The sequence below is a fragment of the Ruegeria sp. YTSA072 genome, assembly GCF_059610285.1.
Genome location: NZ_JBXWNI010000006.1, coordinates 180,035 through 205,644, shown reverse-complemented (window position 1 = coordinate 205,644; position 25,610 = coordinate 180,035). Strand labels below are relative to the sequence as shown.

General features: G+C 58.0%; 26 protein-coding genes. 21 read left to right on the top strand and 5 right to left on the bottom strand.

Going from position 1 to position 25,610, the window contains the following annotated elements:
• Positions 1 to 25 precede the first annotated feature (25 nt).
• On the top strand, positions 26 to 886 hold the full coding sequence (locus tag AC2FIB_RS12800; protein WP_496734950.1) for a hypothetical protein: 861 nt from the start codon (positions 26 to 28) through the stop codon (positions 884 to 886).
• Positions 887 to 892: 6 nt separating this feature from the next.
• On the opposite strand, the gene dapB is transcribed toward AC2FIB_RS12800, so the two are convergent.
• Positions 893 to 1,702, bottom strand: coding sequence for a 4-hydroxy-tetrahydrodipicolinate reductase (dapB, locus tag AC2FIB_RS12795; RefSeq protein WP_113790900.1), 810 nt, complete (start codon positions 1,700 to 1,702; stop codon positions 893 to 895).
• A 91-nt stretch (positions 1,703 to 1,793) separates the two neighbouring features.
• Here dapB and rbfA point away from each other — a divergent pair, with 91 nt between their 5' ends.
• The 7 genes from rbfA to AC2FIB_RS12760 all read left to right on the top strand — a co-directional run bounded on the left by rbfA (position 1,794) and on the right by AC2FIB_RS12760 (position 6,580).
• Positions 1,794 to 2,189, top strand: a complete 396-nt coding sequence (gene rbfA, locus AC2FIB_RS12790; RefSeq protein ID WP_058274960.1) for a 30S ribosome-binding factor RbfA — start codon at positions 1,794 to 1,796, stop codon at positions 2,187 to 2,189.
• A complete protein-coding gene (locus AC2FIB_RS12785) occupies positions 2,186 to 2,923 on the top strand; it encodes a phosphodiester glycosidase family protein (RefSeq protein WP_496734952.1) in 738 nt (245 codons plus the stop codon). The genes rbfA and AC2FIB_RS12785 overlap by 4 nt, the downstream gene beginning before the upstream one ends.
• 60 nt (positions 2,924 to 2,983) lie before the next feature.
• On the top strand, positions 2,984 to 3,889 hold the full coding sequence (truB, locus tag AC2FIB_RS12780) for a tRNA pseudouridine(55) synthase TruB (protein ID WP_496842209.1): 906 nt from the start codon (positions 2,984 to 2,986) through the stop codon (positions 3,887 to 3,889).
• Positions 3,890 to 3,910: 21 nt separating this feature from the next.
• The gene (locus AC2FIB_RS12775) at positions 3,911 to 4,414 is read left to right on the top strand and encodes a DUF1643 domain-containing protein (RefSeq protein ID WP_496734955.1); all 504 of its coding nucleotides are present in this window, start codon (positions 3,911 to 3,913) and stop codon (positions 4,412 to 4,414) included.
• Positions 4,415 to 4,509: 95 nt separating this feature from the next.
• Positions 4,510 to 5,517 carry a calcium-binding protein gene (locus AC2FIB_RS12770; protein WP_496734957.1) on the top strand — a complete coding sequence of 336 codons (1,008 nt, stop codon included), beginning with the start codon at positions 4,510 to 4,512 and terminating at the stop codon, positions 5,515 to 5,517.
• Positions 5,518 to 5,661: 144 nt separating this feature from the next.
• A complete protein-coding gene (gene rpsO / locus AC2FIB_RS12765; RefSeq protein ID WP_039543122.1) occupies positions 5,662 to 5,931 on the top strand; it encodes a 30S ribosomal protein S15 in 270 nt (89 codons plus the stop codon).
• Between the two features lie 223 nt (positions 5,932 to 6,154).
• Positions 6,155 to 6,580 (top strand): VOC family protein, encoded by a 426-nt coding sequence (locus AC2FIB_RS12760; protein WP_496721048.1) that lies wholly within the window; start codon positions 6,155 to 6,157, stop codon positions 6,578 to 6,580.
• 45 nt (positions 6,581 to 6,625) lie between these two features.
• Here AC2FIB_RS12760 and AC2FIB_RS12755 read toward each other — a convergent pair whose 3' ends face one another.
• Positions 6,626 to 7,594, bottom strand: a complete 969-nt coding sequence (locus AC2FIB_RS12755) for a LysR family transcriptional regulator (protein ID WP_496734959.1) — start codon at positions 7,592 to 7,594, stop codon at positions 6,626 to 6,628.
• Positions 7,595 to 7,674: 80 nt separating this feature from the next.
• On the opposite strand from AC2FIB_RS12755, the gene AC2FIB_RS12750 reads away from it, so the two are divergent.
• The 4 genes from AC2FIB_RS12750 to AC2FIB_RS12735 are packed head-to-tail and all read left to right on the top strand — an operon-like array spanning position 7,675 to position 15,267.
• Complete coding sequence (locus AC2FIB_RS12750) at positions 7,675 to 9,204, top strand: trimethylamine methyltransferase family protein (RefSeq protein ID WP_496734960.1); 1,530 nt, start codon at positions 7,675 to 7,677, stop codon at positions 9,202 to 9,204.
• Positions 9,204 to 11,570, top strand: coding sequence for a GcvT family protein (locus AC2FIB_RS12745; RefSeq protein WP_496842206.1), 2,367 nt, complete (start codon positions 9,204 to 9,206; stop codon positions 11,568 to 11,570). Before AC2FIB_RS12750 ends, AC2FIB_RS12745 begins: the two co-directional genes overlap by 1 nt.
• The gene (locus AC2FIB_RS12740; RefSeq protein ID WP_496734962.1) at positions 11,567 to 13,945 is read left to right on the top strand and encodes a GcvT family protein; all 2,379 of its coding nucleotides are present in this window, start codon (positions 11,567 to 11,569) and stop codon (positions 13,943 to 13,945) included. Before AC2FIB_RS12745 ends, AC2FIB_RS12740 begins: the two co-directional genes overlap by 4 nt.
• Entirely contained in the window at positions 13,942 to 15,267 is a 1,326-nt protein-coding gene (locus AC2FIB_RS12735) for an aspartate aminotransferase family protein (protein ID WP_496842204.1), read from the top strand. Before AC2FIB_RS12740 ends, AC2FIB_RS12735 begins: the two co-directional genes overlap by 4 nt.
• Positions 15,268 to 15,390: 123 nt before the next feature.
• On the opposite strand, the gene AC2FIB_RS12730 is transcribed toward AC2FIB_RS12735, so the two are convergent.
• Positions 15,391 to 16,992 carry a BCCT family transporter gene (locus tag AC2FIB_RS12730; RefSeq protein WP_496705618.1) on the bottom strand — a complete coding sequence of 534 codons (1,602 nt, stop codon included), beginning with the start codon at positions 16,990 to 16,992 and terminating at the stop codon, positions 15,391 to 15,393.
• A gap of 292 nt (positions 16,993 to 17,284) precedes the next feature.
• Between AC2FIB_RS12730 and AC2FIB_RS12725 the strand changes: the two genes are divergently transcribed.
• From AC2FIB_RS12725 to AC2FIB_RS12705, 5 genes are all read left to right on the top strand, one after another.
• A complete protein-coding gene (locus tag AC2FIB_RS12725; RefSeq protein WP_496842203.1) occupies positions 17,285 to 17,638 on the top strand; it encodes an ArsR/SmtB family transcription factor in 354 nt (117 codons plus the stop codon).
• Positions 17,619 to 18,041 (top strand): SRPBCC family protein, encoded by a 423-nt coding sequence (locus AC2FIB_RS12720; protein WP_282152313.1) that lies wholly within the window; start codon positions 17,619 to 17,621, stop codon positions 18,039 to 18,041. The genes AC2FIB_RS12725 and AC2FIB_RS12720 overlap by 20 nt, the downstream gene beginning before the upstream one ends.
• Positions 18,038 to 18,406: a DUF1761 family protein gene (locus tag AC2FIB_RS12715; RefSeq protein WP_496734968.1), complete on the top strand. Its 369-nt coding sequence runs from the start codon at positions 18,038 to 18,040 to the stop codon at positions 18,404 to 18,406. Before AC2FIB_RS12720 ends, AC2FIB_RS12715 begins: the two co-directional genes overlap by 4 nt.
• Positions 18,407 to 18,638: 232 nt before the next feature.
• Positions 18,639 to 20,789 (top strand): polyribonucleotide nucleotidyltransferase, encoded by a 2,151-nt coding sequence (gene pnp / locus AC2FIB_RS12710; RefSeq protein ID WP_496842202.1) that lies wholly within the window; start codon positions 18,639 to 18,641, stop codon positions 20,787 to 20,789.
• A gap of 258 nt (positions 20,790 to 21,047) precedes the next feature.
• Positions 21,048 to 21,533, top strand: a complete 486-nt coding sequence (locus AC2FIB_RS12705; RefSeq protein ID WP_496734971.1) for a PACE efflux transporter — start codon at positions 21,048 to 21,050, stop codon at positions 21,531 to 21,533.
• 30 nt (positions 21,534 to 21,563) lie between these two features.
• Here AC2FIB_RS12705 and AC2FIB_RS12700 read toward each other — a convergent pair whose 3' ends face one another.
• Positions 21,564 to 22,199 (bottom strand): DUF1326 domain-containing protein, encoded by a 636-nt coding sequence (locus AC2FIB_RS12700; RefSeq protein WP_496734973.1) that lies wholly within the window; start codon positions 22,197 to 22,199, stop codon positions 21,564 to 21,566.
• Positions 22,200 to 22,434: 235 nt separating this feature from the next.
• Between AC2FIB_RS12700 and AC2FIB_RS12695 the strand changes: the two genes are divergently transcribed.
• From AC2FIB_RS12695 to AC2FIB_RS12680, 4 genes are all read left to right on the top strand, one after another.
• Positions 22,435 to 22,707: a PepSY domain-containing protein gene (locus AC2FIB_RS12695; RefSeq protein ID WP_282119574.1), complete on the top strand. Its 273-nt coding sequence runs from the start codon at positions 22,435 to 22,437 to the stop codon at positions 22,705 to 22,707.
• A 23-nt stretch (positions 22,708 to 22,730) separates the two neighbouring features.
• Positions 22,731 to 23,252: a helix-turn-helix transcriptional regulator gene (locus tag AC2FIB_RS12690; protein ID WP_496734976.1), complete on the top strand. Its 522-nt coding sequence runs from the start codon at positions 22,731 to 22,733 to the stop codon at positions 23,250 to 23,252.
• A gap of 150 nt (positions 23,253 to 23,402) precedes the next feature.
• On the top strand, positions 23,403 to 24,092 hold the full coding sequence (locus AC2FIB_RS12685; RefSeq protein ID WP_496734978.1) for an outer membrane protein: 690 nt from the start codon (positions 23,403 to 23,405) through the stop codon (positions 24,090 to 24,092).
• A gap of 58 nt (positions 24,093 to 24,150) precedes the next feature.
• Positions 24,151 to 24,885, top strand: coding sequence for a glycosyltransferase family 25 protein (locus AC2FIB_RS12680; protein WP_496842200.1), 735 nt, complete (start codon positions 24,151 to 24,153; stop codon positions 24,883 to 24,885).
• A gap of 56 nt (positions 24,886 to 24,941) precedes the next feature.
• Here AC2FIB_RS12680 and AC2FIB_RS12675 read toward each other — a convergent pair whose 3' ends face one another.
• On the bottom strand, positions 24,942 to 25,592 hold the full coding sequence (locus AC2FIB_RS12675; RefSeq protein WP_058274981.1) for a peroxiredoxin: 651 nt from the start codon (positions 25,590 to 25,592) through the stop codon (positions 24,942 to 24,944).
• Positions 25,593 to 25,610 lie beyond the last annotated feature (18 nt).

The window sequence follows — 25,610 nt, the reverse complement described above, 5'->3', positions numbered from 1 at the left end:
CTGTGTGTGCATAAGGGAGGCGCAGATGGGATTGAACCGTCGGAAATTGGTACAACTAGGCACCGCAGCCACTGCGAGTGCGGCGCTACCGCGATTTGCTGTCGGCGCAACTGGCCAGAATGATGCGTTCGAGGCAAAGTTCGCCGAAACACTGGCTGATCTCAAAGCCGCGTTCGCCAAGCTCGGGTTTTCCGAGTCACAGCCTTTTTCGATTGTCACCGGGAACGTCGACTATAATGGCGGGCTGCGGCACGATTTCGAGCAAAAGAAATTGCAACCAAACGCTTTCGTCATACAACCGCTGGCTCGCGTCGCAGATGTGGAAGAAAAAAACCGCCCCGATGTCCTGCCCCTGTTTCACGAGGTTGGCTGCCATCCAGAAGGCGCGGTCAGCGGGCGTGACACCACGGAACTTATGGTGCGTCTTCTGACTGAAGAGTTCAGCCTTGACCCATCCCGCATTGCTTTTGTCAGCGTGCCTCAGGCCGATGACGTGCGCCCGGTTCTGGATGGGATGAACTTGCCGTTTTCGCAAAAGGTCCTGCTGCGCGATGAGGCCGAGGCATTGGCCGCCCGCGACGCCTCAGGTTATTTCTATCCAGATCCGTTTGGCGAGGATTATTTGGTCACGATGGGCGTTTATTACCGCGTCGGCAATCAAACTGAACCCGCACCCGAGTCCTATCCACCATCTGCCAACTGGACCGAAATCGGAGAGATCATCATCGGCGGCGAGGCCGCACCGTTAGGCATATCAATCGGAGCAGAGCGTCTGACCTATGCGTTGACAGGTCAGTTCCCGACATGGGACCAGCGTTTGGATGCTCTGTTCGCGCATATCGGCTTGGGACATTCAGAACCGCCGGGAATCGCCGCGTTCAGGTAAAATCCCTTACAGCCCCAATACATCCACCATGTCGTATTGGCCGGGCGCCTTGCCCTGTCCCCACAGGGCCGCCTTCAAAGCGCCGCGGGCAAAGATGGCGCGGTCAGTGGCCAGATGGCGCAGGACGATGCGTTCTCCGGGGGCTGCGAACAGCACGTCGTGTTCGCCCACGATGTCACCGCCGCGAATGGCATGGAACCCGATATCGCCCCGCTTGCGCGCGCCGGTAATTCCGTCGCGGCCCCGATCGGACACATCGGCCAGATCAACCCCGCGCCCTTCGGCGGCGGCCTCGCCCAGCATCAGTGCAGTACCCGAGGGCGCGTCGACTTTGTGGTGATGGTGCCCTTCGATGATCTCGATGTCGAAATCTTCATCCAGCGCTGCGGCGACCTTTTTGGTCAGCTGCACCAGCAGGTTGACGCCAAGGCTCATATTTCCCGCCCGCACGATGACCGCATGGCGAGAGGCCGGTTCCAGCGCTGCGATCTGCTCATCCGACATGCCAGTGGTACCAATCACGTGGACGCACCGTGCCTGCGCGGCCAGTGCGGCAAACTCCAGCGTCGCCTCGGGCGCAGTAAAGTCAATCACCGCCTGCGCCTGCGAAAACGCCTCTAGCGGGTCGTCTGTGACGGTGACGCCCAGCGCCTGACCGCCCATCGCCTCGCCCACATCCTGACCGATCCAGTCATGGCCCGTCCGCTCAACCACACCGACCAAACGCGCCTGATCGCTGTCCGTCACGGTTTTGATCAGCATCTGCCCCATACGGCCCGAAGCCCCTGTGATGACAATCCCCGGAATATGGGTCATTGCGTTGGTCCTTTTGTTGAATTCGGCTCAAAGCCTCCTACCCCGTTCGCGCCCGCTTGGCAAAGCCCTGCTTTGGGCTTAGATCGGGGATATGGCAAAGAACAAATTCCACGATGGCCCCGGCCCGTCCCAACGACAGCTTCGTGTCGGCGAACTGATCCGCCGCACCCTGTCCGAGGTTCTGGCGCGCGGAGATGTCCACGACCCCGACCTGAACCGCATGTCAATCACCGTCGGTGAGGTGCGCACCTCGCCCGATCTGAAGATCGCCACCGCCTATGTGTTGCCCTTGGGCGGCAAGGGGCAGGAGGATGTGATCGCGCTGCTGGCCCGCAACAAGGGTGAATTGCGGCGGGCGGTCGGCAAGAAGGTCGGTCTGAAATTCTCACCTGATCTGCGGTTTCGGCTGGATGACACCTTTGACCGAATGGATGACACGCGCCGCATGTTCGATCAGGACGCGGTGCGCCGCGATCTGGACGAGTGATCCGCGCATTTGTCATTTTGGGCGCGGTCTTCTGGGCCGCGCAGGCCTCAGCGGTCACATGCGAGAAGGTGACCCATGAGGACAAGCGGTACACCATCTGCGAGGTGGATGCCGCCAGCGAAGAGTTGCGCCTTTTCCTCAATGATGAAGACGGTAAGGTGTTGGGCCATTTCTCATCTGTGAACGAGACCCTAGCCCCACAGGGAAAGCGTCTGGCATTTGCTATGAACGCGGGCATGTATCATGACGACCGCTCGCCAGTCGGGCATTACGTCGAAGACGGTCAGGAACAGATGCGCGTGATCCCCAATGCCGGGCCGGGCAATTTCGGTTTGTTGCCGAACGGAGTGTTTTGCATCCGCGAAGGCCGCGCCGACGTGTTTGAGACATTGGATTATGTGGATCAGGCCCCGCAGTGCCGTTTCGCCACGCAATCCGGCCCGATGCTGGTCATAGATGGTGAACTGCACCCGCGCTTCCTGCCCGATTCGACCTCGCGCTATGTGCGCAACGGCGTTGGTACCAGCGCGGATGGGGCACGGGCAGTATTCGCGATCTCGGATGACTATGTCACCTTTCACGAGTTCGGCAGCCTGTTCCGCGATGTCCTTGAAACGCCGAATGCCCTGTTCTTCGACGGCAATATCTCTCGTATGTATGAACGCGCCGGAAATCGGTCGGATGTCGGGTTTTCGCTTGGCCCTATTGTAGGTGTGGTCGAAGATACGCCCTGAAATTGACAGTGGCAGAACGATCCGTTAGGTCGCGCGCCTCGGTAAGATTCAGGGTGTAGAATGGGACGCAAACGCAAGGGTCGCGACATTTCCGGTTGGCTGGTGGTGGACAAGCCCGCGGGCATGACCTCGACCGCTGTGGTCAACAAGGTTAGGTGGGCGATGGATGCAAAGAAAGCGGGCCATGCAGGCACGCTTGACCCCGAAGCAACAGGCGTTCTGGCCGTGGCTTTGGGTGAGGCGACCAAGACCGTTCCCTACATCACCGATGCGCTGAAAGCCTACACCTTCACCGTCCGTTTGGGTCAGGCAACCAATACCGACGATGCCGAGGGCGAAGTGATCGCACAAAGCGATGCGCGCCCTTCGGATGACGACATCAAACAGGCGTTGACCCCGTTTCTGGGCGATATCATGCAGGTCCCGCCCAAATTCTCGGCCGTGAAGATTGACGGGCAACGTGCTTATAAACTGGCGCGCGATGGCGAGGAAGTAGAGCTATCCGCCCGCCCACTTTGGGTGGAAGAGTTGATTCTGGTCGACCGCCCCGACGAAGACCACGTTGTGCTAGAAATGACTTGCGGCAAGGGTGGATATGTCCGCTCGATCGCGCGTGATCTGGGCGCGGCGCTGGGATGCCACGGCCATGTCAAAGTTCTTCGCCGCGTCTGGTCCGGCCCGTTCGAGGTTGAAGACGGGTTGAGCATCGAACAGATCGATGAAATGGCCAAGACAACCGCACTGGACGACTACATGCACCCGCTGGAAACCGGTCTCGCCGATCTGCCTGAATTGAAATGCACACCCGAAGGCGCAACCCGCCTGCGCAACGGAAATCCGGGCATGGTTCTGGCCTCGGACGTGGAATACGGCGATGAAGCCTGGGCTTCGCTGGACGGCAAGGCCGTGGCGGTGGGGATCTACAAATCGGGCGAATTGCACCCCAGCCGGGTGTTCGTTACCTAAGCCACGTGCTAGGCGAAGGGCATGATTACCCGAACGCACACTAAGGGCGACGCGCCCTCAACCGCCATCTATTCCGATTGCGAGAAATATCGCTATAGCCTGACCCGTATCTGGGATCCTGCGGGGCGCAAAGCGCTGTTTGTGATGCTGAACCCGTCAACCGCGACCGAGGTTCAGAACGACCCAACGGTGGAACGTTGCGAACGCCGCGCGCGGGCGCTGGAGTTCGGAGCGTTTCAGGTAACCAACATCTTCGCATGGCGCGACACCGACCCGCGCAAGATGCGCGCTGCTGCCGACCCGGTAGGACCCGAGAACGACGCGGCCATATTGGATGGTGTTCAATGGGCCGATCAGGTCATCGCCGCATGGGGCACCCATGGTGCGCATCTGGACCGCGGCCCGGCAGTTGAATCCCTTCTGCGCGACACTAGGCAGCCGCTGTTTCATCTGGGGCTGACCAAGGGTGGGCATCCCAAACACCCGCTTTACATCGCCTATACCCAACAGCCCGAACCTTGGTGACCAACGGTTAACCACAAGTTCAGCTTGGCTTTGACCAACTAACTGATCACATGGGATATTTCATCCTCGGAGCGGTGCGTTCTCGGAGGGTTGCCATGTTTCTGTTCGGATTGCTGAGCCTGGCCGCAATGGGCGGAGCAGCCTATGCGATGGGCGGTATTATCGAGGCTGACGACGACACCGAAGAAGACGAGATTATCGAAGATGAACCGCAAGAGGTCTCTGACGGCAGTTATCTTGAGATTGGTGAAAACATCGACGAAGTCGAAGAGGCCTCGACCGGGACCACAGTCTCGGAATTCGAAGGCGATTTGGTTGTGGCCGGGGACAACGACACAAACATTCTGACCGGGCAAGATGGCGACGACCAGATCAACGGCTATGGTGGCGACGACACTGTGCTGGGGGGCATGGGCGATGACACCCTGCATGGCGGCGATGGCGTTGATACAATCCAGGGCGGCGAAGGCGATGATGTTTTGCATGGCGAAGGTAACGATGACGTCCTGTCCGGTGATGATGGCGACGACAAGCTTTTTGGTCATTTCGGCGACGACAGGCTGGACGGTGGCGATGGGGATGACGATTTGTACGGCGGTCAGGATAACGACACGCTGACCGGAGGCGCGGGCGAGGATGCGCTGCATGGGGGCTATGGCGACGATGAGCTTGCTGGTGGCGCAGGTGAAGACGTCTTGTTTGGCGGCGACGGTGACGATGTTCTGACTGGTGAGGATGGCGAAAACGAGGACTCCGTGGATTTTCTGAATGGCGGTGCCGGCGACGACGCAATTGTTGCCCATAGCGGTGATATCGTGACCGGAGGCGAAGGCGCTGACAGCATCCACCTGAACCCCGAGGATGACGACGACGCCGTCAAGGTCATGGATTTTGAGCCCGGGCAAGACAAGCTGTTGATCTCGTGGGAAGGCGAGGAAGATCCGGAGATCAACATTGAAACAGACACTGAAAACGAAAACCTGACCCGTGTCATGGTCGACGGACAAGACGTCGCCCAACTGCTGGGTGCCAAAGGGTTGACCCTGGACGATATCCAATTGATCAACGGTCAGGAACTGTCGCAGCTCAATGCGCTGAGTTGAAGCAATAGAATCCCTTTGCCATTTGCCTGAAATCCGCTTATACGCGCCCATCCGCATCGGAATCGGTGCGGTTTTCTCCATGGGCCTGTGCTGGACGACATCCCGGCCTGCGCCATCAACTCTAACCTTTTAAAGGAGACCCCGATGTCGATTACTGCCGCTGAAAAAGCACGCGTCATGAAAGAATTCGGCACCAAGGACGGCGACACCGGTTCGCCAGAAGTCCAGGTTGCCATCCTGACCTCGCGCATCACCACCCTGACCGAGCACTTCAAGACCCACAAAAAAGACAACCACGGTCGTCGTGGTCTGCTGAAAATGGTCGCCCAGCGCCGTAAGCTGCTGGACTACCTGAAGGGCAAAGAAGAAGCGCGCTATCAGGATCTGATCAAAAAGCTGGGCATCCGCCGCTAATACCGGTTTCTGCCGCTTTTGGATTTTAGACGCCCGCCCTAATTGGCGGGCGTTTTTTGTTGAATCAGGGAACGCGCGCTCGGAGTAGCGGTATGGTGGGGCTCAATCCGGCTTGCAGTTCACAAACTCTGTCGGCACTATCCCGGGACCTGATCAACAGCTGCTCAATACCTCAGTCCCCTAAGCACACATCCAGTGTGTGACGACAAGTAAATGGAACCAAATGAAGCTGGAATTTCATCATATTAACCTGGTGGCAGACGACGTTGACCGCCTACACGACTTTTATACAAACGTCTTGGGTTTGGGTGATATTCCGCAGCAGAATTTCCCGCGCTCTGAAGCAACCGAAGACTCGGGTTATGACGGCCAGATCCGCTTTGCAACGGACGGCAGCATGCAGATGCACCTTGCGGAACGGGACTTTGACGTCGCTTTCAAAAATGATCAGGTCATCAATCCAGTGAGCCGCGGACACATTGCGTTCCGAACGGATGATCTTGCCGCGGTCTTGAGGATACTTGATGAAAACGCGGTTCCTTATTCGGACTATGGCACAGCCTTTTCGAAAGAGTGGCACCAAGTGTTCTTTCGCGACCCCGAAGGCAATGTTGTCGAAGTTCACCAACAGGTAGCGACTTTAGGCTGAACCTGAGCCTGAAGCTCCCCGCGCTGTTCAGCTTGTGACGGCGCGCTAATCCATATCGTACTCTACGCTTTTGGCTCCGATGTCGCCCATGTGGCCGGTGATGCGCTGCACCAATTTCTGCCTGGACATGTCTGCAAGCGCCTCCGGAAAACTCTGAAGCTCTTCCTTTCTGGCGACAACTGTCAAAGTGCGTGAAAGGCCCGAGACCGGAAGATCTTTCAACTGCAGACTCATATTCTCAACCAGACCATCAATCAGCAATGTCGGCGTCAAAAGGCTGAACCCCTGGCCTGCGGAAACACAGGACGTAACCATGCTGGAGCGGTCCGCCTGGATGACCTTGTCGGGCTCAAACCGCAATCGGCGCAGATGCTGCGCAATCTGGCGGCCCGCGTTGGTTGTATCCCCGAACCGAACCAAAGGAAGCCGCGTTTGGATCGCCTCCAGGCTGTCCGTCGGGCCGTCATATGTTTCTGGCAGGACCAGAAGGTATCGTTCGGTCAGAACGTGATGACGCTCCAGACCATCCATATCCAGAAACGGGTTAGATGTGATCGCGAGGTCCGCTTGTTTCGTCCGCAGCAGGTGTTCATGGTTGCCGCTTTGGCCGGCATGCAGGGTAATATCTTCGACATTGAACTCACGCTGCGCGAAATCGACCAAAGAGGGCGTCAGCGTCGTGGCGATCGAGGCTTGAATGCCGACCCGCAGCAAGGTCAGGGATTTCTGGCCAACGTGGCGCAGTTCCGTTTCCATGTCGGAAAGTGCATCCAGAATTTTCTGCGCCCTTCCGTGCAAACGCGCACCCGCATAGGTCAGCCGCGCCGGTCGCGTACTGCGATCCAAAAGCACAGTGCCGAATGCCTTTTCCAGCGCCGTGACGTGCTGGGACGCTGCTGGCTGCGACAGATTCAGAAGTTTTGCGCCAGCCCGCATTTGTCCCGTTTCCGCAACGGCGACGAAAACCTCAAGTGAACGCATCAGACTTGGTGAGAGTTTACGATGATCCAGCATTGCTCATCCTTAGTATAAATAATCGTTATACTGTTGGAATTTTCTTGGTTTACGTCAAGCACTCGGTCAACGCTTTGGCCATGACACGTTCGCTCTCATCTCGACGCCGCAGGGCCGCTGGACCTCGCACTCTTCCCGAGGCGCGCGCGCCGTTTATTCTGCGCAAGCTTTCGACCTTCAATGTCCTCAGCGAGGCAGGGTTGGAACAGATCGAGGCCAATGCTGATACAATCCTTGCCGAAACCGGGATGGAGTTTCAGGACGACCCAGAAATTCTGGGCATTTTTGCCGATGCAGGCTGTGACGTAGACGGCTCGCGTGTGCGGTTCGCGCCGGGGTTCTGCCGAAAAACGATCATGGCAACAGCGCCGGCTCAGTTCGTTCAACATGCCCGAAACCCGGCCAACAACGTTCAGCTGGGCGGCAACGCCAGCGTGCTATGCCCGGCCTGGGGTCCGCCCTTTGTGCACGATCTGGACCGCGGGCGGCGCTATGCCTCGCATCAGGACTTCGTCGATCTGGTCAAGCTGCATCACAGCCTGCCCTGGCTGCACCATTCGGGCGGCGTGGTTTGCGAACCGGTGGATTTACCGGCCAATAAACGCCATCTCGACATGCTTTATGGTCATATTCGCCATTCTGACCGCGCCTTTATGGGGGCCTTTATCGGGGCCGAACGCGCGGGCCACGCAATCGACATGGCACGGATTGTGTTCGGCGAAGACTTCGTGGCGGAAAACGCCGTCTTGTATTGTGTCTCGAATACAAATGCGCCGTTGGTGATGGACAGTCACATGTCGGGCGCGTTGAAAACCTATGCCCGGGCCGGGCAACCGGTCGCTTGCACTCCTTGGGTTCTGACCGGGGCCATGTCGCCGTCCACCGTGGCTGGAACGTTGGCTCAGGTGTTGGCCGAGACCATGGCAGCGATGACGCTGACCCAACTGATAAACCCCGGGGCGCCCTGCATGATGGGCAGTTTTGCCTCGACCATGTCGATGAAGTCCGGCGCACCCACCTTTGGCACGCCCGAGGCTGGCTTGATGGTTTTGGCTGCCGGGCAGCTTGCCCGCAGGCTGGGGGTGCCGCTGCACACGGTTGGCACGCTCAGCGCCTCAAAAGTTCCGGACGCCCAGAGCCAGCAAGAGGCCACATGGGGCCTGATGATGTCGATGTTCGCGGGTGCCAATCTGATCAACCATGCAACTGGATGGCTCGAAGGTGGATTGGTGACCTCGTTCGAAAAAACGATCTTGGATCATGATCTGTGCGGCAAAGTCGGACGGTTCTTCGATGGCATCGACATGAGCGAGAACGCTCAGGCGATGGAGGCAATTGCCGCGACCGGCCCGGGGCGGCACTTCTTAGGGTCTGAGCATACGCAGGCCAATTTCATGTCCGCATTGTTCCGGCCCTGGACCCCGGATGACAATTCATTCGAACAATGGCACGCGGCCGGAGAGTTAGATGCCGCAGCCCGCTCCAATGCAATCTGGAAAGAGCGGCTTGACGCGTATCAAGACCCCGGTCTCGACCCCGACATCAACGCCGCGCTGCAGGACTATATCGCGCAGCGTAAGGCCGAGAAGCCAGATCAGGATTACTTCTGATGAACCGTATCTTGATCATCGGTGGTGGCGCTATTGGCCTCAGCCTGGCCTACCACCTGGCCAAACGCGGTTCGAATGACGTCACTGTTCTGGAGCGCAATCAGCTGACCTCGGGCACGTCCTGGCATGCGGCGGGGATTGTCGGTCCGCTGCGTGCAACGCCAAACATGACCCGGTTGGCAATGGCCGCACTTGAGGTTTTTCCGATCCTTGAGGCCGAGACTGGCATGTACACTGGATATCGCCAAACCTCTGGCTATTGGCTGGCCCGCGACCCTGCCCGCATGGACGAGCTGCGCCGGATTGCGGATCTGGGCCAGACGCTGGGCCTGACGCCGCGGGTGATCGCAGCGTCGGACGTGCCCCTGTCACACCTTGATCTGAGGAACCATGTCGGTGCGCTGCATGTGCCGGAAGACGCCAATGTGAATCCGGTCGATTTGTGCATGGCATACGCCAAAGGTGCACGGGATCGTGGCGTTTCAATCCGCGAACATACCGGGGTTCAGTTCCTGCGGAAAAAGGGTCAGCGGATCACGGGTGTAACCCTGACCGATGGGACGGAGCTGGACGCTGATCAGGTCGTCATTGCCACTGGCGCTTGGTCGCGCGAGCTGGCCGCCAGCGTTGGCGTAGCGTTGCCCTTGCAGTCGGTAGAGCACATGTATGTGGTGACCGAACCCGTGCCCGACCTGCCCAACCCGTTTCCGGTGATCCGCGATCTGGACCGGGGCATCTACATCAAGGGCGATGCGGGCAAGCTTGTGATCGGCGGCTTTGAACCCAACGCCAAATGCTGGGACGCATACGGCCCCGAAGGCGACCGACCCTTTCTTGAACTGGCCGAGGATTGGGATCAATTTGCCCCTTTCATGGAGGCCGCATTAGAGCTGTGCCCCAGCCTTGAAAAGGTCGGCATTCAACACTTCATGAATGGCCCGGAAAGCTTTACCGCGGACACAAGGCCGCTTGTTGGTGAAACCTCGGTCGATGGATTGTTTGTGGCTGCGGGTATGAACTCGGTCGGGGTCATGTCTTCGGCGGGGATTGGGCGGGCGCTGGCGGATTGGATGGTCGACGGCCACCCCCCGATGGACATGTGGGAGGTCGATGTCGTCCGGGTCGACCCGCAAACAGCCAGCGCTGAACATATGGCCGAGCGCATGGACGAGGCCGTCGTGGATCTTTTCGCTTTGCATTGGCCATACAAACAGCCCAACGCCGGCCGAGGTCTGCGCACCACAGCACTGCACGATTGCTGGGCTGAGGCTGGGGCGCATTTTGGCCTGACGGCTGGTTGGGAACGCGGACTGTATTACGGACCGGCACAGCCCTATTCGACAACAGATCAGGGGTGGTGGCCGCTGGTTGAGGCCGAAGCGGCAGCCTTGGATCAGGGCACTGCGCTGATTGACCTAAGCCCGTTTACCAAACTGGAAATCACCGGGCCGGATGCTCTGAAGGCATTGAACCTCCTGACGACCGCGCAGTTGGACGTGCCCTTTGGTCGGGCTGTCTATACGCAGATACTTAACGCGCGCGGTGGGATCGAAATGGATGTGACCATCACGCGGTTGGGTAGGGATGCGTTTTATCTGACCTCAGGTGCCGCCACGCGGATGCGCGATCGGATGTTCCTGCGCAGGCATTTGAAGGGCGATGTGTCTGTAAAGGATTTGACCGAAGCATTCTGCACAATCGGTGTAATGGGAGGTGGCAGCCGGACGCTGCTACAGGGTCTTGGCAGCCTTCCAGAAATGGCATTTGGCCATGCCGCCACCGCCAAAATGGCAGGCATTACTTGCCGCGCCACGCGCGTTAGTTTTGTAGGAGAATTGGGCTGGGAATTGACCGTGCTCAACGGTCAAACCCCGCAACTGTTCGCTGCACTGCACGGGGCAGGCGCACGCCCGTTGGGCCACTATGCGGTGGATGCCTGCCGGTTAGAGAAGGGCTTCAAGCACTGGGGGCATGAACTTGGCCCCAAGATCACTCCGCTGGAAGCCGGTCTGGGGTTCACCATTGATTGGTCCAAGGATTTTCTCGGCAAATCCCCATTGGAACAGCAAAAGGCCAATGGTCTGCAAAAACGCCTGATCCTTCTGCAAGTTCTCGGCAATGCCCTGATGCTGCATGACGAACCGGTGTTCGAGCATGGCACCCATGTGGGGCTGACAACCTCGGGCGGGCGCGGTCCGCGTACGGGGCTGAACCTGTGTTTCGCCATGGTCGCGGTCCAACCGGGCGAGACGTTGACCCAGACATGCCATCGAAAATTCACGGTTCGGGTTGCCGGGCAGGACTATCTGGCGCAGCCATTGCTCCGACCGCCCTTTGATCCCTCAGGCGAAAGGATGCGCGCATGATCAAGGCGCAGGTTGTCATCATCGGTGGCGGTGCGATGGGCGTGTCACTACTGTATCATCTGATCAAGGCGGGCTGGTCTGATGTGGTGTTGGTCGAAAAAAACGACCTGACCCACGGCTCGACCTGGCATGCGGCAGGCCTGTGTACCCATTTCGCGCATAATCCCACCATTCAGGAATTGCGTGCCACATCTGTCCGGCTCTATCGCGATATCTTGCCTCAGGAAACTGGACGCGATTGCGGCTTTCACCGCTCGGGTGCGATGCGGATCACACGCAACCCCGACCGGATGGACGAGTTTCGCCATGTGGCCGGTCTGTCTGAATTCACCGGCTACCCGCTGGAGGTGCTGACGCCCGACAGGATCGCCGAGCTCTTCCCTCTGGCCAAACTGGATGGGCTGATCGGCGGGATTTATGAACCTGATGACGGCCATGTAGACCCTACGCTGGCGACCCACGCAATGGCTGAGGTTGCCCGGCGTGGCGGGGCTCGGATCATACGCAATTGCGCAGTCACCGCGATTGAGCGTCAGCAGGACCATTGGCGGATTGAGACTGCGAAAGAGATCATCGAAACCACTCACGTAGTCAACGCTGCAGGCACCTGGGGTTGGGAAATCGGGCATATGATGGGCCTCAACATCCCGTCTGTTCCGGTGCTGCACCAATATCTGGTGACGGACACGGTGGAGGCCGTGTCATCTCGGATCAAAGAGGGATTGCCAGAGCTGCCGATCATTCGCGACCCTGAAGAAAGCTGGTATGTGCGGCAGGAACGCGATGGGCTGATCCTTGGGCCGTATGAAAAAGACGCCAAGGTCTGGTCGGTCGATGGTGTGCCACCGGAGTTTGGCGCGGATCTGATGCCGCCGGATCTGGACAGTGTGGAACATATCATCATGGCCGCGATGGATCGGATTCCGGCGCTGGAAACCGGTGGTGTAAAATCGGTGATCAACGGCCCGATCACGTTCACGCCCGACGCCAATCCGCTGATCGGGCCTGCGCATGGGCTTCAAAACGCGTGGCTTTTGACCGGCTCGTCGATGGGCGTCATGGAAGGCGGCGGCGCGGGCTGGTTCCTTGCGCATTGGATGACCCACGGCGCGCCGCCGATGGATGCGCTGGCCGTGGACTCGCGCCGCTTTGGGTCCTGGGCAGATCGCGATTATCGGGTTGCCAAAGCCGTCGAGTGTTTCGGCCTGCAATTTGGAGTGCACTATCCGCATGAGGAACGGCCCGCAGGGCGCGGCCTGCGGCTGTCTCCGCTGCACGACCTGATGATTAAGCGTGGCGCGGTGATGGGCGCGGCTTATGGGTGGGAGCGTCCAAATTGGTTCTCAAACACGCCCGGAGCAATCGCCGATGAAACCTTCCGCCGCGCCAATTGGTTCGAACCCGTGGCGCAAGAGGTCGAGGCCGCGCACAACCGCGTCGCCATGGGCGACCTGTCGGTATTTTCGAAATTCGACGTCACCGGCCCCGATATCGCGGCCTTCCTACAAGCATTGGGCGCAAACCGCGCCATCCAGCCGGGCCGGATCGGCCTGACCCATGCGCTGACACCCAAAGGCGGCGTATTGTCAGAGTTCACCGTCACACGCTTGGCCGAGGATCACGCCTATCTGACCAGCGCCGCCGCGGCCGAGCAGATCGACCAGGATCTTCTGACACAGGTTGCCAAAGGCTTTGACGTCACCGTTCGAAACGTGTCTGAGGATCTGGCAGTTATCGGCGTCATGGGACCCAAATCCGCCGATGTGTTGCCCGAGTTGAACCATATGCCCTGGCTCACCGCGCAAGAGACCTATGTAGGCGGGATTTCCCTGCGCGCCTTGCGAGTGTCCTATCTGGGCGAATGCGGTTGGGAACTGCACGTGGCTAAAGAACATGCCGTGCAACTTTTCATGACGCTTGAAGAGATCGCCAAACTTCATGGTCTGAGATTCTACGGAGCCTATGCTGCAAACTCCATGCGTCTTGAAAAAGGCTATCGCAGTTGGGGCAGTGATCTGACGACCGAACGCAGCCCATTTGAGGCAGGTCTGACCCCGTTTGTCCGCAAGGACCTACGCGAAGAACTGGCCCGTGACAACGAATGGGACATGGTGCTGCTTGAGGTCGAGGCCGGTGAGATAGATCCTTTCTACGCGCACACGATCTGGAAAGACGGTTTCCCGGTCGGCATTGCCACCTCGGGTGCCTATGGCCACCGGACCGGTAAAGTTCTGGCCCTGGCCTATCTGCGCGACCCTGCCGCGCGCGAGGGGCTGACCATTTCAATCCTGGGTCAACATCGTGCGGCAACGATCCTGCCTGAGGCCCCCTTTGACCCCGAAAACTCACGCCTGAAAACCGGAGGTTCCAAATGACCGACCACGCCCTTCACACCGATTGGGACTTCTCGAACACAGCCGCGCGACGGGACCAGTACTATGCGGCCTCACTAACGCGGTTCACACCGTTTCGCGAACCTATCGTTTTCAAGAAAGGTCAGGGACAATACCTTTGGGATACGGATGGTCGGAAATACACCGATCTGCTGGGCATGAATGTCTGTATCTCGGTCGGACATTCGCATCCGCGCGTGGTGGCAGCGGCGGCCGCGCAAGCGCAAGAGCTGACCCATTGCACGACAATGTTCTATCACCCGACACCTGCGCATCTGGCCGAAGAATTGGCCGCGACGATGCCCAAAGGACATGACTGGGTGGTACATCTGACCAACTCAGGGTCCGAGGCGGTTGATCTGGCGATGACCATGGCGCGCAATTATACCGGCAATCTGGATTTGCTTGCCTTGCGCACCGCTTATCACGGGCCAACGGCTGCAGCGCAATCGATCACCGGTATCTCGGGCTGGCGCCACCCGGGCATGCCCGGCAACGTGGCCTTCGTGCCGGAACCCAACCAATATCGCGGTATCTTTGGACAAGGGGCCCAGCCCTATTTGGACGAGATCAACCGCACCATCGCCACAGCCACTTCCGGTCAGGTGGCGGGTATTTTCGTAGAAAGCGTGCAGGGCTATGGCGGCATTATTGAAATGCCGCCCGGATATATGTCCGGCGCAGCCGAACGCGTGCGCGCGGCAGGAGGTCTTTACATCGCGGATGAGGTGCAATCCGGCTTTGGCCGCACTGGCGAAAACTTCTGGGGGTTCGAAGCGGACGGCGTCGTGCCCGACATCGTCGTCATGGCAAAAGGTCTTGGAAATGGCTTCCCGATCGGGGCGGTTGTGGCCAAGAAAAATATTGCGGAACCGATGGCGGAAAGGTTCATGTTCCACACCTATGGGGCTAACCCGACCTCGGCTGCCGCAGCCCGTGCGGTTCTTGCTGTCATGCGGGACGAAGGGTTGCAGGAAAACGCCCGCGTTGTAGGGGCCGCCTTGCTGGAAAGGCTGCATGGCTTGAAAGACAAGTATAAGGTCATCGGCGATGTTCGCGGGAAAGGCCTTATGCTTGCGCTGGAATTCGTGAAAGACCGGGATAGCAAAACGCCGGACAAGGACATGACCACAGAAGTTTTCGAAGCCTGCCGCGCACAAGGAATTATTTTGTCGAAATCCGGTCCGTTTCAACAATGCCTGCGGATGGTGCCACCGTTGTGTTTGTCGTTGGACAACGTGGATCAAGTGGCGAACAGTCTTGATCAAGCGCTCGAAACTGCAGTGAGTGTCGCGGAAGTCTAAGCTACAGGGCCTTTAGCCTTCGCCTTGCTTTTTGTCCGCGAAGTATCCGGGCTTTTTCGGTTGTCCGGCGACAAAAGAACGCCCGCCAAAAGGCGGGCGTCCGGAATGTATCAGATCAAGCCCCTACATCTTGGCTTTTTCTGATTTCAGCGCTAGCCACAAGCAGTAGCACATGATCAGAACCACCAAGGTGAACGGGATACCTGTGGAAACCGCAGCACCTTGCAGTGCAGAGAGGCCCCCGCCAAGCAACAGCGCAATGGCGACCAGACCTTCCAAAGTGCACCAGAACACCCGCTGAACCACCGGTGCGTCCATCTTGCCACCCGCAGTAATCGTATCGATCACCAGCGAACCAGAATCCGACGAGGTAACAAAGAACACCACAATCAGAACCAGGGCGATTGGCGCAACAATACCGTAAAGCGGCAGCTCCTTGAGGAATCCGAACAGCGCACCTTCAGGGGCGTAGCTGTCGATCACTGTGGCACGTACACCTTCGGCTCCACCTGCGTTCAACATGTCGATGGCGGCACCGCCAAAGGTCGACATCCACAAGGCACAAACAGCCGTCGGTGCCAGCAGGGCGCAAAGGATGAACTCGCGCACTGTACGACCTTTTGAGATGCGGGCGATGAACATGCCCACAAAAGGCGACCATGCGATCCACCAGGCCCAATAGAAGGTCGTCCAGCCGTGGAAGTAACTGGTGTCTTCGCGTCCGAACGGGTTCGACAGCGCCGGCAGGTGGTACACATAATCCACCATCACGTTGAAATACCGTGCGATGGCCGTGCCGACGCCAGTAACAACAATCACGAAGATAAACAGGCCGACGGCCATGATCATGTTGATTTCACTCAACCGTTTGACGCCAGCATCCATCCCCATCAGGACCGAACCCAACGCAATCAACGTGATACCGATGATCAGCAGGACTGTGACGGTTGGGCTGGGTTCGATGCCAAACACCTCGTTCAACCCCGCCGCAACCTGCTGCGCACCAAGACCCAACGAGGTGGTCAGGCCAAAGAGCGTCGCAAACACCGCCAGAGTATCGATGATATGGCCCCACCAACCCCAGACACGTTCGCCCAGGATCGGATAGAAAGCCGAACGCAAAGTTAGGGGCAGATCAAGGTTATAGGCAAAGATGGCCAGGCTTAGACCAACAGCGGCGTAGACCGCCCAGCCTTCCAGCCCCCAGTGATGGATTGTACCGACGACTCCAGCATATTCATTGCCCGGAACGGCGATGTCGATGCCCAGTGGTACCGCGTTGCCGTCTTCGGCAAAATTGTAATAGACGGGCTCCATCACTCCAAAGAACAACAGCCCGATGCCGATACCAGCCGCGAACATCATCGCAATCCATCCGGCATAGGAATAGTCGGGCTTTGCGTCCTTGCCACCGATCCGCACCTTGCCAACCGGCAGCACGATCAGAACAAGACAGAACAATGTGATTGCGTCGACCGACAGGACCAGGAACCAGTCAAACGTGCTGGTGAGCCATGGTCTTAGCCAGCCAAACAGTGCCGCGGTACCCTCTTGGTTGGCCAAAGCGATCAGAACGAACGCAAAGATCAGGATGCTCGAGATCAAAAAGACCGGGTTGTGGATGTCCAGACCGAATGGCCGGACGTTGTCTTGCCCAAGCTCGTATTCGGTCTCGAAGTCGTAAATCCGGGGGTCCGGATCCAGCATTTTCTTGGTTTGTGCCATTCGTCTGCCCTTCTGTTCGCTAAGTGCAAACGCCAAGGTATTCGACCAGCGGACGGAAACGAGATTTTGTCCCTTGGCGCTTCTCCGTCAATTCGACCGCGGGCTTCGTGATAACAGCTTACACTGACGACATAATTTCACCAAACGCATTCCCGTTAGTGAATTTATCTGGCTAGATTAACAACTTTGGGCGGCACCGGGACCATTGGTCCCAACTTCTGGCCAAGGGGCTTTATCCGTGTTATTCACCCAAATGGTTGACTGAAGCAGAAGAAGGACATAATTCATCCATATGGTTGAACGAGAGAGTCGCCCTGATCTGAGCACGGTACTGAAGGCCGCGTCCGACCCGACCCGCCGTGCGATCCTGACGATGCTTGCGCAGCAGGGACCCTTGCGGGTGACGGACATCGCGCGGCAATTCGATATGAGCCTCAATTCGGTATCCAAGCACATCAAGGTGTTGGAAAACGCCGAACTGGTGCGGCGCCGGACGGAATGGCGCGAGCATTTGATCGAGGTTCGAATGGATCCCTTGTCAGCCGTGGATGAATGGTTTGCCGGTTTGCGTTCGATCTGGGCGCTTCGGCTGGACGCTTTGGAAACTGCTTTGGAGGACCCAGAAGATGACGGATCTGTCGCTTGAAATTACACGCGCAATCCCACACCCACCTGAAAAGGTGTTCGACGCCTGGCTGAACCCGGATATGCTGGCCAAATTCATGCTGCCGGGGCCGGGTATGACCGTGCCCGAGGCGCATTCCGATGCAAAGGTCGGAGGACGGTTCAAGATCATCATGCGCGCTCCCGAGGCCGGGGATTTGCCACATGAGGGCGAATACAAGGTCATCGACCGCCCGAACCGGCTGCAATTTACGTGGAATTCTCCGTACAGTCAGGATGATTCCACCGTGACGCTGGATTTCACGCCAACCGATGCAGGGACCGAATTGCGACTGCATCACGTCCGATTCCCATCACAGGAAAGCCGCGACAATCATGAGGGCGGATGGACTGCGATCCTTGCAGCGCTGGAGACAGCGCTATGATCAACTGGCTGGCCCTTGCAGCGGGGGTGATCGCGGCCTTTCTGCTGGGATGGCTGGTCTATGGGCCGGTCGGATTCCAGAAACGCTGGGCCGAAGGAACGCGGATTGATCCGACACCGCCGTCTGCGCCGCCATTGCCTCAGATGGCCGCGCAGATCGTATTCCTGATCTTGCTGGCCACCGTGATCGCGCTCACCGAAACCACCAACAGCCTGGGCGTTGCCCTTCTGGCCATCCTTGCAGTGGCGGCGCAGACGGCCTCGGTCGGGGCCTGGGCGCAAAAAAGCGCGTTCGCGATCATGGTCGACACTGGCTATGCTTTGGGATGCGGCGTGGTGATGATCCTCGCGCACGCACTCTTTTGAACGGCTCTGGCCCGGTCCAAAATGGATCGGGCGTAAGCTGCGCGGTCCTAAACCGGCCCTGCGCGGTTCCCCTTTCCTTCTACACCAATCTCATGTATGCGCGCGGTATCTGAGACGTTGTGCCCTGATCCCGGCACTCAGACGAAAGCTAAAATGGGATCGGCGGCAATGGGGCCGCCATGCAAAACGGGAGACCCGCAGGGGCGGGAGTGCTCCCATCTAGGATACGCATATGTTTGATGTAACGAAAAAATCTATGCAGTGGGGCGAAGAGACGCTCACACTGGAAACCGGCAAGGTTGCCCGTCAGGCCGACGGCAGCGTGATCGCGACACTGGGCGAAACCAGCGTCATGGCGAACGTGACCTTTGCGCGGGCGCAAAAACCGGGTCAGGACTTTTTCCCACTGACCGTCCACTATCAGGAAAAATACTATGCCGCCGGTAAGGTTCCGGGTGGCTTCTTCAAGCGTGAGGCGCGCCCGACCGAAAAAGAGACGCTGACCGCGCGTCTGATCGACCGTCCGATCCGCCCGCTGTTCGTTGACGGCTTCAAAAACGAAGTTCTGGTGATGTGCACCGTGCTGTCCCACGATCTGGTCAACGACCCTGACATGGTTGCGATGATCGCTGCCTCGGCTGCGCTGACTATTTCCGGCGCGCCGTTCATGGGTCCGATCGCCGGTGCCCGCGTTGGTTTTGAGGACGGTGAATACGTTCTGAACCCGACCGTCGATGACATGCAGGACCTGCGCCTGAACCCTGAACAGCGCCTGGACCTGGTTGTTGCCGGCACCAAAGACGCCGTAATGATGGTTGAATCGGAAGCGTACGAGCTGTCCGAGGCCGAAATGCTGGGTGCGGTCAAATTCGCACATGAACAGATTCAGCCGGTCATCGACCTGATCATCTCGCTGGCCGAAGACGCCGCGAAAGAGCCCTTCGACTTCCAGGCGCCCGACTACTCGGAGCTGTCCGCCGCAGTCAAAGCTGCTGGGGAAGAGCAGATGCGCGCCGCTTTCGCGATCACCGACAAGCAAGAGCGCACCACCGCTGTTGCCGCTGCGCGTGAAGCGATCAAAGCAGCGCTGACCGAAGAGCAGCTGGAAGACGGCAACCTCGGTTCGGCTATGAAAAAGCTGGAAGCTGGCATTCTGCGTGGCGACGTCGTCAAAGGCGGCAAGCGGATCGACGGTCGTTCGACCACCGATATCCGTTCGATCGTTGCAGAAACCTCGATGCTGCCCCGGACCCACGGTTCCGCCCTGTTCACCCGCGGTGAAACGCAGGCGCTGGCTGTAACCACGCTGGGCACTGGCGACGATGAGCAGTTCATCGATGCGCTGCATGGCAATTTCAAATCGAACTTCCTGCTGCACTACAACTTCCCTCCGTATTCGGTTGGTGAAGTTGGCCGCGTAGGTGGCCCGGGCCGTCGTGAGATCGGCCACGGCAAGCTGGCATGGCGCGCCCTGCAGGCGGTTCTGCCGGCGGCGACCGACTTCCCCTACACGATCCGTATCGTGTCGGAGATCACTGAATCCAACGGATCGTCCTCGATGGCGTCGGTCTGTGGCGGTTCGCTGTCGATGATGGATGCGGGCGTTCCGCTGAAAGCACCGGTTGCCGGTGTGGCCATGGGTCTGATCCTGGAAGATGACGGCGAATACGCCATCCTATCCGACATTCTGGGTGACGAAGACCACCTGGGCGACATGGACTTCAAAGTTGCGGGCACCGAAAACGGCATTACCTCGCTGCAGATGGACATCAAGGTCGCAGGCATCACGCCCGAGATCATGGAGAAAGCCCTGGCGCAAGCCAAGGACGGCCGAATGCACATCCTGGGTGAGATGGGCAAAGCCCTGTCCGAGACCAACGATTTCTCGGTCCACGCCCCGCGCATCGAGACCATGAACATCCCGACCGACAAGATCCGTGAAGTGATCGGTTCGGGCGGTAAGGTCATCCGCGAAATCGTCGAAGTGTCAGGCGCTAAGGTCGACATCAACGACGACGGCGTCATCAAGATCGCCTCGCCCGATGGTGAATCGATCAAGAAGGCGTATGAGATGATCCACTCGATCGTCGCCGAGCCGGAAGAAGGCCAAGTTTACACCGGTAAAGTCGTTAAGATCGTCGACTTCGGTGCCTTCGTGAACTTCTTTGGCAAGCGCGACGGTCTGGTCCACGTGTCCCAGATCGAAAACCGCCGCCTGAACCATCCGTCGGATGTTCTGAAGGAAGGTCAGGAAGTAAAGGTCAAGCTGCTGGGCTTTGACGACCGCGGCAAAGTCCGCCTGTCGATGAAAGTGGTCGATCAGGAAACCGGCGAAGAGATCGTTTCCGAGAAGAAAGAAAAGAAAGAGGAAAGCGCAGAGTAATCTGTTCTTCTTTCAATTGATCAAGGCCCCGGTGGAAACGCCGGGGCCTTTTTTCGTTTCGAGCTATGACCGCCCAGCCAAGGACGGATCGGTCAATTATTGCCATAAATATCTGAATGTGTGCGAGTTCACAGTCAGATGTATTTCTTCATGAAAGGTTACGCTAGGGAAGCAATCCATCCCTTAAGACCACCCGTATTTCAGCAGCCGGGCAATCCGCTCGGCTGAACCGTGATCCTGTGTTTTGAAAGGCGTGACATGACCCTGAGGACCTTCAAGGAACGCGTCATCCAGACCGGCAGCTTCGAGCTGATCGGGATCGCATTTGTCTCACCCGTATACGCTTATTTGACCGGCGCATCGATGGTGCACGGGTTCGCTATGATCGCCATGCTGTCGATTGTGATCATGATCTGGTGCCCGTTCTTCAATACTATTTTTGATCTGATTGAGCGGGACAAAACGGCCCGGCTGGCCTGCAAACGCCCCCAATCGGTGCGCGTTCTTCATGCCACATTGCATGAGGTTACGGCAGTCATGATCACCTGCCCACTTTTGATGATGGTTGGTGGGCATTCTCTGGGATCAGCGCTTGCGCTCAATGTCGGTCTGACACTGACTTATACGGTTTACACCTACCTGTTCCACATCATCTATGATCGCGTGCGGCCGATTAAGCCAAGCTTGGAAAAGAACGAAGCTGGCCAAAGCGAACATCTGACCGGTGAAGCCCCTGCAGCCTGATCCTTGCTGACAAGTCAAATACCCAGAACGTCAGTGCGCCACGCCAGACGGCCCGTGTTTCATCACATGCCACTGCCCATAACTGTCGTTCAAATCCAGTTTGATCGCCGCATCTGCCTTGGTCGATGCACTGCCAATCTCGGCCAGGGTGAATTCTATACCACCGGGAATGTCGATCCGTACACGATGCGGGCCACCACCATGTGGGGCCTCGATGGGACGGCCGGTTGAGCTCAGCACCTCACCGATTGAGACTTTGGCGGTGCGCCCATCCATGTCCATCTCAAAATCAATCGGCACATACAGGGTCTCGTGAACGGTGTCGCACATCGTGCGGAAGACATGCCAGTGGGTTGCCATTTCCTCGGTCTCTTCACCGTGAAAGACCTTTTCCAATGCGGCCCGTTGCGCGTCCGAGGCGCTTGGGTCGATGATCACCTGCATCTGGCCGCCGCCCTCAAAGATCGGGCCGGGCCAGGCGTAGATCAGCGCAGCTTTTGTGCCAGCAAGGTCGGTGTCGCCAAAATGCCCTTTGGAAACCTCAAGCACCTCAAAGCCGCGGCAATTTCCATGGGTTGGTAATTCTTCGAACTGGCAAGGGCAGGCATAGCCGCAATTGCAGTTCCCGAATGCTTCGCCTTCAACGTACCAATCTGTGAATTCCATCGTCTTCTCCTGTTTTACACAGTCTGAACGCCCGACGCCGTGTTTAAATGCCTGTAGATTTCCCCCGCATAACCCTAGCACAATTCGGGCAAATGCAGAACCAGGCGACCTGAATCCGCATTTTCCGGGATAAACCTTGGTCCAATTCCCTGCGTTTCAACCAAAAGCCAATCGCAGCGCACTCGGCTTGCCCCCAGTTCCATCCCGTCACCGAGACACAAAAAGGAGATGTAAAATGGAAACCTTGAAACTGCTGACACTGACCGGATTGATTGCAACAGCGCCGGTTCTTGCACTGGCCAATGTCGGACTGGGCGACAAACTGGGCACCAGTGAGGCTGATATCCGCACGACCCTAGAGGCGCAGGGATACCAGATTGAAGAGATCGAATTCGAAGACGGTGAGATCGAGGTTGAACTCATCAAGGATGGCGTAGAAACTGAACTTGTCCTGTCCGAGACCGACGGCGTGGTAACTGCCATCGAACTCGAAAAGGACGATGACTGACCCGACAAACTCTCAGGAGCCTCATGAAGCTTTCACAAACGTCATTGCTTTGGCTCCTTCTGGTGGTGCAGGCCGTCTGCGCCGCCTTTTTCGTGACCGACGCGATGTTGGACTGGACTGGTGGGGAAAGCGCGGGCTTTCGCCACCTGCATAGTTTCGAACTGGTTCTGGCGCTGGCATTGATCGGCGGCCTTGCCGCGACGATTGCACTGATCAGGTCCCAGAACAGGCGTGTGCGCGACATGCAGCGACAGCTGAATGTCGCGCAGGGCGCGTTTGCTCAACTCATTGTCTCTCAATTCACTGAGTGGAACCTGAGTGATGCCGAGCGCGACGTTGCCCTGTTGTCTATCAAGGGTCTGTCCATTGCGGACATCGCGACATTGCGGCAAACCAAAGAAGGCACGGTCAAAGCGCAATGCGCCGCGGTGTATCGCAAGGCAGGAGTCACGGGACGCGTGCAATTGCTGAGCTACTTCATTGATGAGCTGCTTTCCGAACCTTTGCTGACAAACAGTTCTGAAAAGCCGAATTCGACCACATAGAACGTGAACCAAAGTTTTAGCTCGGTGCTGATCTTATTCACTCACACGTTCCCAATATCCTGTGAATTGAAGTGAAGGGCTGTTGCCTTTCATTCCTGCCTCTACTGCCCACATGTGCGCCATAACAAATGTGGAACAAAGGACATGGTCATGGTTACGCGTCTTCTTCTCGCCTCGACAGCTTTGACGATCAGCGCGTCCGCGCTGGCCGCGCAGAGCCTGTCGGATGGTCTCTATCTTCAGGGCTTTGCCGGGTACAGCCAGCTGCAGGACAGCGACTTTAGCGGCACAATCAATGGATCGTCGCAGTCAGTGGATACCGATTTCGATGGCGGCTATGGGCTGGGCATCGCGGTCGGCAAAGAGATCCCGCAGTGGTCGAACGATCAGTTTGGCACCCGGATCGAGCTGGAGCTGTCCTACCGCGACAACGACGTGGATGGCGTCAATTTTTCAGGCAACGGACCCGGCGCAGAAGGCAACATTTCGGGTGACGTGTCGCAGACATCGCTGTTCGCCAATGTGCTGGTCGATTTCAAACAGGCAGGGGCCTTCACGCCCTATGTCGGTCTGGGTCTGGGTGCCACCTATTCTGATCTGGACTTTGTCTACGGGCCGGGCGTCGAACTGAACGACACCGACACCACCTTTGCTGCGCAAATTATTGCCGGTGTAGCCTATGAGATCAGCCCAAACACCTCCCTGACCCTGGACACCCGATATGCCCGCGCATTCGACGTTTCCTCGGCGCGTCTGGCACCGAACGGCGCGTCCACGGGGACTGTCGAGGATGACATCGACGCCTTCAGCGTCAATGTCGGCCTGCGTTACGGTTTCTGATGGATCACGGGGAAGTGTTTCTTTCGGGTTTCTCTTCCCCCTCCCGCCCCTGTGTTCTATGCACTGTGGCATGAGGACTTTTGTCATCCATATGACAGCTAGCGCAGCGCGGCGACCCAATGCCGAAAGGCTGTGTGCCAGTCTGCCAAACGCGGAACTCTTCGAGGCCGTCAATGGGAAGGACCCCGCTCAAATCGCGGATGTACAATTGTTTCCGGGCGATTTGTATCGCCCCAGATACCCTTTTCCGCTACGCCCTGCGGAGATCGGAATTTTCGCGAGCCATCGGCGAATCTGGCGCAAGCTCGTTGATGAAAAGATCGACCGCGCTATCATTACCGAGGATGATTTGCGCATAGATCCGTGTCGTATGGCCTATGCGTTAGAGATGCTGGATCCGCTTGCAACCCCGGATCACTATATCCGAATTCCCGTGAAACAACGCGAGGATGCGGCACGAACGCTTATTAAGCAAAATGGATTGCGTCTGATCCTGCCAAAAGTCATTGGCTTGCAATGCGTCTGCCAGGTGGTCGGGCGGCGTGCGGCTGAGCGGTTGCTTGCCGTAACCGACCAGATTGACCGACCGGTCGACACGTTCCTGCAAATGCACTGGGTGACTGGGCAGCCGATCCTTTCCTTGCAAGGAAGCGGCAATCAGGAAGTCGCACAAGAAATCGGCGGTTCGACCATACAGGCAAGCCCGCCGCTGGCCGACAAGCTAACGCGTGAGTTCAAACGCGCTGCCTACCGTCGGAAACTGTATCAGCACCCTCAACGATACGCAGCTTAGTCACCCTTGAAGGCGGATTGGAATCGGGCAGAACTTATCGCCCTGCCCGAGCTACTTTAGCTGGGCGCTTTGGTTTTACGCAGATACGGAAAGATGGTTTCAAACTCACCGAACTTTTCTTTTGCCTCATCATTCGACACGGCCGGCGGGATGATCACGTCTTCGCCCGGCACCCAGTTCGCGGGGGTGGCCACGCCCTTGGCACTCATCTGCAGACCATCCAGCGCGCGCAGGATTTCGGCAAAATTTCGGCCCACGGTCATCGGGTAGGTCATCGACAGTTTCAACTGTTTGTCAGGGCCGATGATGAACACCGAACGCACGGTTGCACTGTCGGCAGGCGTACGGCCATCGGGCAGGTATGCCTCGGCGGGCAGCATGTCGAACGCCTTGGACACGGCCAGACCGTCATCAGCGATGATCGGAAAACCGGGGTTGGCGTTGCCATACGCCTCGATGTCCTTCTTCCACTTCTTGTGGTCCTCGACGCCATCGACTGAGACGCCCATCACCTTGGTGTTGCGGGCTGCCCATTCGTCGTTCAGCTGCGCAACGGCCGAGAACTCGGTAGTGCAGACCGGCGTGAAATCCTTGGGGTGTGAGAACAGGATCGCCCAGCTGTCACCGATCCAGTCATGGAACTGAACAGTGCCCTGATCCGTCTCTGCAGTGAAATTCGGAACGGTGTCATTGATGCGCAAACCCATGGGGCATCTCCTTTTTTG

Coding starts and splice junctions, on each gene's coding strand:
- AC2FIB_RS12730 (WP_496705618.1), bottom strand. CDS start 16,992: ATGGCACAAACCAAGAAAATGCTGGATCCGGACCCCCGGATTTACGAC.
- AC2FIB_RS12720 (WP_282152313.1), top strand. CDS start 17,619: ATGACGGATCTGTCGCTTGAAATTACACGCGCAATCCCACACCCACCT.
- AC2FIB_RS12675 (WP_058274981.1), bottom strand. CDS start 25,592: ATGGGTTTGCGCATCAATGACACCGTTCCGAATTTCACTGCAGAGACG.
- rbfA (WP_058274960.1), top strand. CDS start 1,794: ATGGCAAAGAACAAATTCCACGATGGCCCCGGCCCGTCCCAACGACAG.
- pnp (WP_496842202.1), top strand. CDS start 18,639: ATGTTTGATGTAACGAAAAAATCTATGCAGTGGGGCGAAGAGACGCTC.
- AC2FIB_RS12695 (WP_282119574.1), top strand. CDS start 22,435: ATGGAAACCTTGAAACTGCTGACACTGACCGGATTGATTGCAACAGCG.
- AC2FIB_RS12770 (WP_496734957.1), top strand. CDS start 4,510: ATGTTTCTGTTCGGATTGCTGAGCCTGGCCGCAATGGGCGGAGCAGCC.
- AC2FIB_RS12760 (WP_496721048.1), top strand. CDS start 6,155: ATGAAGCTGGAATTTCATCATATTAACCTGGTGGCAGACGACGTTGAC.
- AC2FIB_RS12800 (WP_496734950.1), top strand. CDS start 26: ATGGGATTGAACCGTCGGAAATTGGTACAACTAGGCACCGCAGCCACT.
- AC2FIB_RS12690 (WP_496734976.1), top strand. CDS start 22,731: ATGAAGCTTTCACAAACGTCATTGCTTTGGCTCCTTCTGGTGGTGCAG.
- AC2FIB_RS12735 (WP_496842204.1), top strand. CDS start 13,942: ATGACCGACCACGCCCTTCACACCGATTGGGACTTCTCGAACACAGCC.
- truB (WP_496842209.1), top strand. CDS start 2,984: ATGGGACGCAAACGCAAGGGTCGCGACATTTCCGGTTGGCTGGTGGTG.
- AC2FIB_RS12680 (WP_496842200.1), top strand. CDS start 24,151: ATGCACTGTGGCATGAGGACTTTTGTCATCCATATGACAGCTAGCGCA.
- AC2FIB_RS12745 (WP_496842206.1), top strand. CDS start 9,204: ATGAACCGTATCTTGATCATCGGTGGTGGCGCTATTGGCCTCAGCCTG.
- AC2FIB_RS12705 (WP_496734971.1), top strand. CDS start 21,048: ATGACCCTGAGGACCTTCAAGGAACGCGTCATCCAGACCGGCAGCTTC.
- rpsO (WP_039543122.1), top strand. CDS start 5,662: ATGTCGATTACTGCCGCTGAAAAAGCACGCGTCATGAAAGAATTCGGC.
- AC2FIB_RS12740 (WP_496734962.1), top strand. CDS start 11,567: ATGATCAAGGCGCAGGTTGTCATCATCGGTGGCGGTGCGATGGGCGTG.
- AC2FIB_RS12755 (WP_496734959.1), bottom strand. CDS start 7,594: ATGCTGGATCATCGTAAACTCTCACCAAGTCTGATGCGTTCACTTGAG.
- dapB (WP_113790900.1), bottom strand. CDS start 1,702: ATGACCCATATTCCGGGGATTGTCATCACAGGGGCTTCGGGCCGTATG.
- AC2FIB_RS12775 (WP_496734955.1), top strand. CDS start 3,911: ATGATTACCCGAACGCACACTAAGGGCGACGCGCCCTCAACCGCCATC.
- AC2FIB_RS12685 (WP_496734978.1), top strand. CDS start 23,403: ATGGTTACGCGTCTTCTTCTCGCCTCGACAGCTTTGACGATCAGCGCG.
- AC2FIB_RS12725 (WP_496842203.1), top strand. CDS start 17,285: ATGGTTGAACGAGAGAGTCGCCCTGATCTGAGCACGGTACTGAAGGCC.
- AC2FIB_RS12700 (WP_496734973.1), bottom strand. CDS start 22,199: ATGGAATTCACAGATTGGTACGTTGAAGGCGAAGCATTCGGGAACTGC.
- AC2FIB_RS12750 (WP_496734960.1), top strand. CDS start 7,675: ATGACACGTTCGCTCTCATCTCGACGCCGCAGGGCCGCTGGACCTCGC.
- AC2FIB_RS12715 (WP_496734968.1), top strand. CDS start 18,038: ATGATCAACTGGCTGGCCCTTGCAGCGGGGGTGATCGCGGCCTTTCTG.